At 30.6% G+C, this 12,382-nt stretch carries 9 protein-coding genes; 2 read left to right on the forward strand and 7 right to left on the reverse strand.

Going from position 1 to position 12,382, the window contains the following annotated elements; all coding sequences use genetic code 11:
• Positions 1-152 precede the first annotated feature (152 nt).
• Both CUEA01_RS19045 and CUEA01_RS19050 read right to left on the reverse strand, forming a co-directional pair.
• Positions 153-1,130 (reverse strand): metallophosphoesterase, encoded by a 978-nt coding sequence (locus CUEA01_RS19045; RefSeq protein ID WP_234123510.1) that lies wholly within the window; start codon positions 1,128-1,130, stop codon positions 153-155.
• A gap of 521 nt (positions 1,131-1,651) precedes the next feature.
• Positions 1,652-2,632, reverse strand: a complete 981-nt coding sequence (locus tag CUEA01_RS19050) for a metallophosphoesterase (RefSeq protein WP_234123511.1) — start codon at positions 2,630-2,632, stop codon at positions 1,652-1,654.
• Between the two features lie 268 nt (positions 2,633-2,900).
• Between CUEA01_RS19050 and CUEA01_RS19055 the strand changes: the two genes are divergently transcribed.
• Both CUEA01_RS19055 and CUEA01_RS19060 read left to right on the forward strand, forming a co-directional pair.
• Positions 2,901-3,389 carry a GNAT family N-acetyltransferase gene (locus tag CUEA01_RS19055; RefSeq protein WP_234123512.1) on the forward strand — a complete coding sequence of 163 codons (489 nt, stop codon included), beginning with the start codon at positions 2,901-2,903 and terminating at the stop codon, positions 3,387-3,389.
• 81 nt (positions 3,390-3,470) lie between these two features.
• Positions 3,471-3,764: a hypothetical protein gene (locus CUEA01_RS19060; RefSeq protein WP_234123513.1), complete on the forward strand. Its 294-nt coding sequence runs from the start codon at positions 3,471-3,473 to the stop codon at positions 3,762-3,764.
• A 347-nt stretch (positions 3,765-4,111) separates the two neighbouring features.
• On the opposite strand, the gene CUEA01_RS19065 is transcribed toward CUEA01_RS19060, so the two are convergent.
• From CUEA01_RS19065 to ftsH, 5 genes are all read right to left on the reverse strand, one after another.
• A complete protein-coding gene (locus CUEA01_RS19065; RefSeq protein WP_234123514.1) occupies positions 4,112-5,803 on the reverse strand; it encodes a methyl-accepting chemotaxis protein in 1,692 nt (563 codons plus the stop codon).
• 245 nt (positions 5,804-6,048) lie between these two features.
• Positions 6,049-7,047: a GNAT family N-acetyltransferase gene (locus CUEA01_RS19070; protein ID WP_234123515.1), complete on the reverse strand. Its 999-nt coding sequence runs from the start codon at positions 7,045-7,047 to the stop codon at positions 6,049-6,051.
• 467 nt (positions 7,048-7,514) lie between these two features.
• Positions 7,515-8,174 carry a GTP pyrophosphokinase gene (locus CUEA01_RS19075; protein WP_407929272.1) on the reverse strand — a complete coding sequence of 220 codons (660 nt, stop codon included), beginning with the start codon at positions 8,172-8,174 and terminating at the stop codon, positions 7,515-7,517.
• Positions 8,175-8,194: 20 nt separating this feature from the next.
• Positions 8,195-10,354, reverse strand: coding sequence for a HelD family protein (locus CUEA01_RS19080; protein ID WP_234123516.1), 2,160 nt, complete (start codon positions 10,352-10,354; stop codon positions 8,195-8,197).
• Positions 10,321-12,174: an ATP-dependent zinc metalloprotease FtsH gene (gene ftsH, locus CUEA01_RS19085; protein ID WP_234123517.1), complete on the reverse strand. Its 1,854-nt coding sequence runs from the start codon at positions 12,172-12,174 to the stop codon at positions 10,321-10,323. The genes CUEA01_RS19080 and ftsH overlap by 34 nt, the downstream gene beginning before the upstream one ends.
• Between the last annotated feature and the right edge of the window lie 208 nt (positions 12,175-12,382).

The following is a 12,382-nucleotide window of genomic DNA, read 5'->3' on the forward strand; positions in this document are numbered from 1 at the left end:
AACGAGCAGAAAACCCTCTTAAAGATTGGTATTAAATTATATTACCTTTCAACGTTCGGAATTGGTTCACCCATTTATTTGTCCTCCTAAAAACTTATTAACTGCATCTTACTATATTATGCTTATATTGTCAATTGACTATTGTACTAAAATTAGTATATTGTAATTCTCTTTACTACCTTTGAAGTATTTACATCAACATCTAATCTATAGGCATTTTTTAACTTGTAGTTATCCCTAGAACTTGCTGTATTAGTCGACATCTCAATTTTATAATAACTATACTTTGAACGTTTATCTGATGAATATACTTTGTCACAATTTCCACCTTGAGCAGTTAAAAATACAGGAATCTTATTAAGATAAAAACATTTGTTATCAATTTTAGTTTGAATAAATATATGATTATGATGAGTAACAATAAATAAAATTCTATTTTTTCCTATATCATTAACAAAATTTTTAAAAAGTGCCTCAGCATTAGGACATAAAACATGTGACGGCGGATTTCCTTTAAATTTATTCATACGTGGAGGCATATGCATATCTATTATTATTTTAACGGCTTCATCCTTTACAACTGCCTTATACGCTGCACTATTTTTAATTTCCAATATAGAATTTTTCAGAATAGCACCTTTTCCATTTAAGCAACCATCATTAGCTGGTCCACCTGTATTAAGCATGATAACTGCAACCTTAGGTCCAAAACTACTGTCATAAAGCTTTATAACCTCATTTAACTTTAAAGATACATATTTTTTATACTGACTAAGAGAAGTATCTTCCTTATATTCATGATTTCCTATACCCGCAAAATACGGTATTCTATAAGATTTATTATTCATAAAATTATTGGTTATTGCTACAAACTGCTCTAGATGTCTGCCTCTATCTCCTTCATCACCACCACTAAAAATAGCCATAAGTGTATTATCTCTACTATTTATTGATTTTAAAATAGCCTTATAACTTTTAATCTCATATTTACATATAACATCTGGTCTTTCATTCATTCCCACATGTTCATCAGCAAGAAATATAATACTAAACTCTGTTGGTTTTCTAAGATATATATCTGATATTCTATGCTTTAATTGCTGTTTACTTGCATCATTTAATTTCGCCATGTAAATCACCCTTATACACCAATTCACAATAAAACTTTGGGTTGTCGTACAAAATTATTCTATACACAAATTTAAAATATTGCGAATTAAATCAATTCACAATTCACGATGCACAATTCACAATGAAGGATGATTTTCTTCCGCTTTGCTACAGAAAATCTTAAAACTTATTTTTATTGTTTATACAATTGCAATAGTTTTGCTTTTATTCAAAAATTCCGTAGGCACGGAGGAATTTTTTCCTTAAACCACTGTAATTGCGAAGTAAGAGCGTTTTGGAACGATTTAAATGGCATCTTATAAATCTAAGAGGAATATTTTCAAAAGACTTATAACTTTCAATTGTCTGAACGGTAGTGAGTTATTGAAAGTTCTTAGGCTTTTAAAAATATTCCTCTTAGATTTATTGATGCAATTTAATGTTCCAGAATGCTCTTACTTCGCAATAATTTTAAATTACGTATCAAATAAGCTTAGTGCGACAACTTTAAAACTTTGCATATTTTTGCAAAATCATATATTTAATAAATCGTAATTGCCTTTACTACCTTTGAAGTATTCACATCAACATCTAATCTATAGGCATTTTTTAACTTGTAGTTATCCCTAGAACTTGCTGTATTAGTCGACATCTCAATTTTATAATAACTATACTTTGAACGTTTATCTGACGACAACACTTTGTCACAATTTCCACCTTGAGCAGTTAAAAATACTGGAATTTTATCAAGATATAAATATCTACTATTAATTTTAGGCTGAATATACCCATGCTTATGATGAGTTACAATAAATAGGATTCTATTTGTTCCAATGCCATTAACAAAATTCTTAAAATGTGTCTCAGCATTAGAACATAAACGATGGTGGGTCGGTGGATTTCCTCTAAATACAGGCATACGTGGAGGAATATGCATATCTATTATTATCTTAACAGTTTTATCCTTTATAACGGCCTTATAAGCTGCACTATTTTTAATTTCTGATATAGAGCTTGCTATAATGGTTCCACTTCCATTTTTACATCCACTATCAGATGGACCTCCTGTATTTAGCATAATAACTGCGACCTTAGGTCCATAATTACTGCCATACAATCTTATAACATCATTATCACTTGAGGATATATATTTTTTGTATTCACTAAGTGATGGGTCTCCTTGATATTCGTGATTACCTACTCCTGCAAAATATGGTATTCTATAATGCTTTCTATTCATTAACTTTTTAGTAATTGATACAAAGTTCTGTACATATACCCCCTTATCGCCTTCATCGCCTCCATGAAAAACAGATATAAGGGTATTATCATTACTGTTTATTGATTTTAAAATAGCTTTATAGTTTTTAATTCTATATTTACACGTAGGATTTAGCCTTTGGTCCATCCCTACATGTGCATCTCCAAGAAATATAATACTAAACACTGATGGTTTTCTAAGTGCTGCGGTTGCCCTTCTTGTCTTTAACTCATTTTTACTTTCCGAATTTAATTTGGCCATTTAAACCACCCTCATACACCAATTCTAAAGAATGGAGTTATCACACTAAAGAATATTCAATCGTAATCTTTAATATCTACATATTAAATAGTTATTAGTGCACCATCCTTTTCTGCATTTATTATTCTAATCACGCCTTATATTGATATATGAAATATTGGTGTTTTTGTTACAAATCTACGAAATTATTTTCACACTTATATTTTAATAATATCTTTTTTACATTATAATAATTAATAAAATACAAAATAATTGGGAGTGAATTTTAATGAAGTTATCTATAAGAGAGGCTGTAAGCGATGATTATCTAAATATCTCTAAACTTACGCTTGAAGTACACAGTTTGCATCTAAAAAATAGGCTCGATGTTTATTTAGATGTTAGCAATCCACTGGCGAAAGAATATTTTGATAATTTACTTAGTGATATTAATACAAAAATATTTGTAGCTGAAAATACTGTCAATAAAGAATTGGCAGCCTACAGCATATTAAAAGCTATGAGTACTCAAAGCATCCCAATTCTAGTTCCCCAAAAGTTTGTTTACATAGATGATTTTTCCGTTAACTCAAAATATAGAAAAAATGGAATTGGAAAATTACTATTTAATCATATTGTAGAATATTCAAAATCAATATCTGCAGCATCACTTCAGTTAACCGTATGGGAATTTAATAAAGATGCAATTAAATTTTATGAATCAATGGGAATGAAAACCAGAAACAGAAGATTGGAGTTTAAGCTTGAAGTAGAGTAGCAAGCTTAAATTAACTTGAAAGCATGCCATCGTTAGAAAAATTTTTTACAAAAGAATTTTTCTTAAAAGGAGTAGGTAGAAATGAATTTTAATAAACTTGATTTGTTATTATATCTAAAAACTGGCAATTTAAATTTAATATTATACGTAATTGCTTTATTAATCGTCTTAATTCCAATATCCATAATCCTTGTTACAGATGTTCCCTTTAGTTCATCCTTTAGTAAAACGTCTATAAGCACAGCATTGGGCTTTGTTATATCTGGAAAACTCCTCGCATTATTAAAAAAAAATAAAGGAGACAAAAGTATCTCTTTAGATATTGGTATTATTCTAGGCATTTTAATTGTATTTATATCTAACCTTTTAAAATAAATTTATTATAAAAAGCATCTAAAAATTATATTTAAGCTGACAAATTACAATTTAACTCAGAGTACAAAGTACAGAGTACAACGAAGGACGATTTTTCTCCGTTAACACTATGAAAAATCTGAAAACTTATTTTCTTTATTGCTGCGCAATTGTGCCATATATGGCGCTCAGCGAAGCTGACACCATTTAAGTTTAAGATTTGCCTAAGCAAAGCGAAAGGTAAATCATCATTCACTGTACTCCGTACTCTGTCATCTGTACTCTGCTCGATAAATTGTAATTTAACAGGATGAATTTAGTATACGCAATTTTAATTTTTCAAATTGCTTATCTATAATACGTATCTTCTAAATTTTGAATTTTATAATTTGTGATTTTAACTTTTCTGAACTCTCCTTGGCTTTAAATGTTTCTTTCAATACATTATTTGATTCATTATTTACTTTTACAATATCATTTGCTATATCTAAAACCCCTTCTGCACCTTCTGTTGATGCAACTGCTACTTCCTCTATAGTTTTTAACATATTGTTCATCGATAATAAAATTTCATCTGAATTTGCTCTTAAATCTGAAGAAAATTTTTTATAATATACAGCATCATCATTGTACTGTTTACCTGTCTTAAGTAGAATTTCATAATCCTTTAATACTTTATTTTCTATAAAACTAATCATGCAATTTGAATTATCCTTTAATTCTTCAACTGAATCCAATATAATTCCAGTTGTATTTCGAATCTTGTTTATGGCATCATTGGATTGTTCCGCTAATTTTCTTATTTCTTCTGCTACTACACTAAATCCTTTACCTGCTTCGCCAGCCCTTGCAGCTTCTATAGATGCATTAAGTGCAAGTAAATTGGTTTGAGAGGTTATTTCAAGAATAGAATCAGCTAAAACATTTATTTGTTCCACAGCCCTTGATTTTTCAATAGAAACTTTTAATTTACCAGCCGTTTCCCTAAATATACTATTAGCTTCCACTTGGCTTTTTTCTGAAAGAATCATTACATCTTTTGCCTTTGTACTTATTAATATTGATTTTTCTTCTAAATCTTGAGATTTTCTCGTTATAGAATTAAATGTCGCTTCTATATCTTTTGAAATTGCTGCCATTTCTTCTGCCGATACCGATGTTTCTTCTATTGTTGACGAAATTTCTTCCGTTACTGAGGAAACCTTATTTGTATTATCATTTAAACATTTAACTTTATCATTTACTTTTTCGATAACATCATCCATATCATGTGATACCGTTGCTACATCACCTATTAATTCCTTTAACGAGCTCTGAACATTATTAATAGCTAAAGCTATATCTTCAATCTCATCTTTTGTTTTTATGCTTATGTTTTCAGTTAAATTTCCAGCACCAATTTCATTTAAAGCACATTGTATTTTTTTAATGTTTTTTCCTAACCTTTTAGAATATAAATAAATCATGATAAACGCTAAGATTCCTAAAATAATAACTGTGCAAATGGTTGTTTTAAACAAAGTACTTTTAATACTCTCAAGCATACTAGAATCTACATCTACTCCTGCAACAGCTATAACTTTTCCTTCATGATTTTTAATTGGTGCAAAAGCTGATATAAAAGTTCCATACTCATCTACTTCTGACCCACTTGTTACTGCAATTTCTCCATTAAATGCTTTCTTTATATCACTGTCAAGCTTATACTTTTCTAAAAACTCTGACGGTTCTACCGAAACATCCAACAAAAACTCAGCATTAGTTTCATCTGCTTTTATAAAGACATAAAAATTCCTTGCAACAGATTTTGATTTTGCCAAGCTCATTGAATTTGTTATTTCCTTATATTCCTTACTATCCTTTGATTTTTCTTCTACAAGCTTATCAAGTTTATCAACATCAATCGATTTCATAAGCTCTAAAACACACTTATTTGTTGTAGCTTTAAGTTCATTCGTAAAATTTCTAAACATGACAACGTTTACCAAAATGAGAATTATTGCTACAATCCCCAAAATCGTCATCATCATTTTTAATATTTTAGCCCCAAATCTACTCATAATTCTTCCTCCAAAATTAGCGTTATAATATTTTTCGTCATTTTATTTTAAATATTTACTAATTATAACAACTTTTATTCTGGTAGTTTTAGGCATCTTAAAAAAAGGCTATGTTTTAAATAAGTGTGAAAATCAACACTTATTTAAAACATAGCCTAAAAATAGACGGGAGTTAGAATTGATATTTTTTAAGATGCCTTATTCAAATACTAAAAGTAAATTTATGGGGCATTTTTATATATACTCTATAATTTCTTCTTTAAAAAGTACTGTACTATGCCATTTGGATAATCATCAAGTTCTGCAAAAACTGCATATCCACAGGCTTTATAAAACTCTGGTGATTGATAACTGAATGTGCAAGTATGAGAAAATATACAGCCATTTTCCTTAGCCATTTTCTCCGCTTGTAAAATAAGCGATTTGCCTAGTCCCATTCCTCGATATGCTTCGTCTATCCACATTACATCGACATAAATACATAAATTAAAAGCATCACATAATATCGCACCAATGGTTTTGCCATTATCCTTTAAATATAGGTTTATATGCAATCCAAGCCTTGTTATTACGCCTCTTGTATTTTTCACATTGTGTTGAAAAAGTCCATTACAAACTATATTATTATCTTCTTCATTATACTCAGTAGTCATTACAATATTTTTAGCTAAGCATTTTGTGCATGCAAAGCCACCCTCTTCTGTACTCCGCACATGAAGTTTAGAAGTAAGCAGTTTTATAATTGAATTAATGTCCCAACCAAATACATCAACTAAAGCATCTTTACCATCTTGCGTTTGAATAACCTGTTTAATCACTTTACCATTAATGTGCCTATAAAACTTATTTGACTCACTATCATGCCAATTATAAACAATTAGCTTATCCACTCCATACTCAACAAATTCAACTAAAATAGTTCTTATAAGCTTTAAGCCCACTGATTTTCCACGATACTGCCTTTTCACAAATAGGTAATTTAACTCCACACCATGTTCTGCGTCTTCCTTTTCAGTAAAACTTGCACCTACAAATCCTAAAAAATTATTTCCCGCAAAAGCTCCACACATACGCCTAACATCATCACATTTCTTGTCATTTACCCAATTTGAAATAAAAGTGGTGTATTCATCCACATTTATTGAATCATGCGGAACAATTCCAGCAAAATCATCATTCCAGCATTCAGCATTTAATTCTACTGCCATTCTTAATTCTTCGTTTTTTAATTCACGTATTATCATTATTTAATCCTCCATTAATATAATTTTATCTTAACAATACTTTGCCAAGATATTTTCCATTATACTATATCCCTTATATTAATATATACAATATAGGAATATTTTTACTACTATTTGTTGAGAAAAAACCAAAGTACAAAGTACAGAGTATAAAGTACAATGAAGGATGATTTTTCTACGCGAGCGTAGAAAAATCTAGAAACTTTTTTATTGCTTACGCAATTGCGCCATATATGGTGCTTAGCGAAGCTAACAACATTTAAATTTAAGATTTACCTAAGAGAATCGAAAGGTTAATCATCATTCATTGTGAATTGTGCATCGTGAACTGTGAATTGAAAAAACATTGCTGCAAGGGTAAATTTGGCATCTGCAATTTTCAAGTTCCAAGTGGTTTATCTTTATCTCCTTCAACAAAAAAAATCACCCTATGCCAAATTGGCTAGAATGATTTTTTAGTTATTTTATTAATTTAATCTTTCTACTTCCCTTTGAATATTCTGCATTCTCATATCGGTTTCTGTTATAATGCTCGCGCATTCCTTTAATTCATCTTTTATATGCATAGACTTTCCTTCACCTGTTTTATAATATAATTTATGTTCTAGGCTTGCCCAAAAATCCATAGCAATTGTTCTTATTTGAACTTCAATTCTCACAGGCTCCACGTGATCTGAAAAAAATATTGGAACCTCCAAAACCATATGAAGACTCCTGTATCCATTTGGTTTTGGATTTTTAATATAATCTTTTTCCTGAATTAAAGTAATATCATCTTGGTTCTTTAGCATATCGGCAATTTCATATATATCACCAACAAAGGAACAGACCACCCTTATTCCCGCTATATCATTTAAATTTTTTCTAGCTGAATCTATACTTTCTTCTAACCCTTTGCGTCTAAGCTTACCAATTATGCTGTCTGGCAATTTAACCCTTGATTTCATATACTCTATTGGGTTTCTCTTTCTCTTAACCTTAAATTCATAATCCAAAATATCAAGTTTTGTACTTACTTCTTTTATTGCCGCTCTATATTGCATCAAAAATTCCTGCATTTCTTCCCTATGCTCCTCTATGTACTCCCCACTAAAAAATAGCTTTTCTTCTTCCTTTGATTTCTTCACAATTATCCCCCACTTACAGTTTATCTATAATCCACATGAATATCATATAATTTATGAAGTGCTCTAGTTGCCATAACATAAGATACTTTGTTCTTGTTATCACTCTTATCTGTATCAACCATGATTACGCCATCAAATTCAAGACCTTTTGCAAGATATGAAGGAATTACTACTTGACCACCGGAATAAATTATATTTTCTCTATCTACTATTTTTATGTAATCATTATTCTTTAATAATTTTCCAAAATATTTTGTTTCCTCCATGTTTCTGCATATAATACCTACAGTTTCAAATCCCTTGGCTTTCATCTCTACTAAAGCAGCATCTGCTTTTTCAATAAATTCTTCATCGCACTTTACATGGATTTCCTCTACCTTTTCTCCATTTCTAACAAGCGGAACTATGTTATTATTCTTTAAGAATTTATTTGCATACTGCATTATTTCAGCTGTAGACCTATAGCTTTTGTTAAGTTTAAACGTTTCATTATCCATATCTACAAGAACTTCAGAAAGACTTTCCATAGGAATATTATTAGAAGCTGCTACTGGTATAAGTCTTTGATTAGAATCACCAACAATTGTCATTCCCAGGCAATTTGTAAGTTCTTTTATTACAATAAATTGAAGTTTACTGTAATCCTGCGCCTCATCAATTACAACATGTTTTATTTCTTTATTAAGTTTAATTCCTTCAAGTTTAATTCTAAGATATATTAGTGGAGCTAAATCATCAATAGTGTACATTTTTTCTCCATTAATAGTTTTGTAAATATCAAGCACATTCTTTGGCAAAAGCCAAGTAAGCTCCTTTTTAGCCTTTATAACCATTTCAACGGCTTCTCTTATTCTAAGCTTCCTCTTATATGCCATTTCATTTCCGTTTAATTTAAGCTCATCTTCTGAAGCATTTTTAACTGCTTCCTTGTATTCTTTTTCAATTTGCCTTACCTTTGCATCTCTAGCGTCTTTAATTTTTCCAAATATTATTCTCTTTATTTTTTTGTTTCTTCTAAAGAGAGGCATATCTATATAGTACTTATCAAAAAGCTCTGTTAATTCCTTTTTGGATACAACTTCTTTTTCATAATAAATTACTGGTTTTAAATTATTTTCATAAGAAGAATTTTCAATTTTTACAAGCTTATCAAGTTCATTTATATAATCGTCCGATAGCTTATATTTAATTTCTTCTATAAACTTTTCATCTCCACTTAATATATGCTCCATGTAATTCTTAGTGCTCATAATATCATGGGTATCAAGTTCAACCATATTTAGTGCAAAATCTTTAAAGGTTTCTTGGTTTACGCCTTCCTCACCAAGTGTTGGCAAAACCTCTCTTATATATTCAATAAAAATCTGATTAGGTCCCAAAATTAACACTTTGTCTTGAAGTACATTTCTATAATTATATAAGAGATAGGCTACCCTATGAAGTGCTATGGTTGTTTTACCACTTCCGGCTGTACCATTAACTATTACCGCTTTATTTCTAGGCTGTCTTATTATATTATCCTGCTCTGCTTGTATTGTCATTACAATATCACGAAGCTTACTTCCAGAATTCTCACTTAAAACCATCTGAAGTATATCATCTTTGACATCCACTTCTGAATCAAAAAGTCCTTTTAGCACAGCCTTTTTAATTATGTATTGCCTCTTTTTTAAAATCTCTATATCAATATCTCCATCTGGTGACTTATATTTTGTTTCACCAAGAGATGCTGTATAAAATAATGAAGCAATAGGAGCTCTCCAATCAACTACTAAAGGCTCATAACTCCCTTCAAGTGTTACACCAAACCTTCCAACATAAATGCTATCCTCACCATATTCACTGTCATTAAAATCTACTCTTCCAAAATAAGGTGAAGACGAAAGCGTAGTAAGTTCTTTCAATCTCTTATCTATTACCCTATAGCTTTCTTCTTTTACATACCTTTCATGATCAAAATACTCTATTATTCTATCTTCATCATCTTCAAAATCACTTATGTTTTTCTTTCTAGAATCAACTATATATTTAGTTATTGCTTTTCTTTTTTCTATATAATTTAAAATTTCTCTATTTATGATTTCAATAACACCTTTGAGTTTATCTGCTTCTTCACTAAATTCTTGTTCTTTAGCCTTGTCTTCAATTAATTTCCCAATTTCTCCTGATTGTCGTTCCATCCCAAGCTCTCCTTTACAACACTCATAAATTCTTCTCCAGTAATTGTTTCCTTTTCAAGAAGAATATCTGCAATTTTATTTAATAGTTCTCTATTCTCCTTTAAAATATTCTTAGCTTTATTATGTGCTTCTTTAATAATTTTTAGCACTTCATTATCAGCTTCAGCTGCAGTTGTATCACTGCAATTTTGAACAGGTCTTCCATCAAGATACCTACTGTTAACAGATTCAAGTGCCATCATATCAAATTTATCTGTCATACCATATACGGTAACCATATTTCTTGCCGTTTGTGTTGCTCTTTCTATATCATTAGATGCACCTGTTGATATTGTTCCAAATACCTCTTCCTCTGCTGCTCTTCCACCAAACATTACTGCTATTTGATCAAGCATCTCTTCCTTAGTAACAAGATATTTTTCTTCTTCTGGAAGCTGCATTGTATATCCTAGTGCCCCCATAGTTCTTGGCACAATTGTAATTTTATGCACAGGGTCTGTGTGCTTTAAAAGTGCTGCCACAAGTGCATGGCCAACCTCATGGTAAGATACAGTTTTCTTTTCCTGCCCTGATAAAATTCTATCTTTTTTCTCTTTACCAGCGATTATAACCTCAACTGCCTCTTCTAAATCATTTTGTTCAACTTCTTTTCTTCCTTGCTTTACAGCATTGAGTGCTGCTTCATTTACCATATTTGCAAGATCTGCCCCCACCGCACCTGGAGTCGCTTTTGCTATATCCTCAAGAGATATACTTTCTGACATTTTAACCTCTTTTGCATGAACCTTTAAAATTGCCTCTCTGCCTTTTAAATCCGGTCTATCTACAATAACTCTTCTATCAAATCTTCCAGGTCTTAAAAGGGCCTTATCAAGTACCTCTGGTCTATTGGTTGCAGCTAAAATAACAACTCCCTTTGATGAATCAAAACCATCCATTTCAGATAAAAGCTGATTAAGCGTTTGTTCTCTCTCATCATTAGAGCCGCCCATACCATTTTCCCTGCTTTTTCCTATTGCATCTATTTCATCTATAAATACTATGCAAGGTGCTTTCTCTTGTGCCTGCTGGAATAAATCTCTAACCCTAGAAGCTCCCATACCAACAAACATCTCTACAAAATCTGAACCGGACATAGAGAAAAATGGTACCTTAGCCTCTCCTGCAACTGCTTTTGCAAGAAGAGTTTTTCCCGTTCCTGGAGGTCCAACTAAAAGTGCACCCTTAGGAAGTTTTGCACCTATTTCCGTATATTTATCTGGGTTGTGCAAAAAATCAACTATTTCAACAAGTGATTCTTTTGCCTCTTCCTGTCCTGCTACATCGTCAAAGGTCTTTCCTGTTTCATTTTCAGCATACAATTTAGCATTATTTTTTCCAAAAGACATTACACCATTTCCAAGTCTTTTATCTACCATTCCAAAAATAAACTTACCTATTATAAGTAAGAATGCCATAGGCAATACCCAAGTAACCAAAAAGCTCTTAATAGGATCATCATTTGCAATCTGTGGTATTATTTCCGTCCCTGATTTTCTAAGTTCATTTTTTAAATCAGGATCATATATTCTTCCTGTATATAATATCTTCTTATCAAATCCTGCTGATTCTTTTGGTATAATTACTATCTTATCACTAGAAACCTGAACCTGTGTGACCTTTTTTTGATCTAACAAATCTAGAAACTTATTATATGATATTTGCTGCGTTCTTATAGCAGAAGATGCATAATTAAGTAATAATACAAATATTATGACACCTATAGAATAAACCGCTGCATATTTAAACTTTTTATCTTTAAAATCTTTATTATCAAACATTGCTCTCACTCCTTTGTTGTATATTAACATAACTACCTTATATGTAATTATGTCCAAAAAATAACTTTTAGTATCTAAGTAGTACATTTATAATACCATAGTTTCATATTTAAAATTATTAATAAATTTTAAACATAGCCTTTACAATTTATATTATAGAATATTTTTACTCACATTGCTATGTCTAAACGTTCTAATATCCTTTCCA

Origin of the sequence: Clostridium hydrogenum (assembly GCF_021432385.1) — a bacterium.
Lineage (GTDB): Bacteria > Bacillota > Clostridia > Clostridiales > Clostridiaceae > Clostridium_S > Clostridium_S hydrogenum.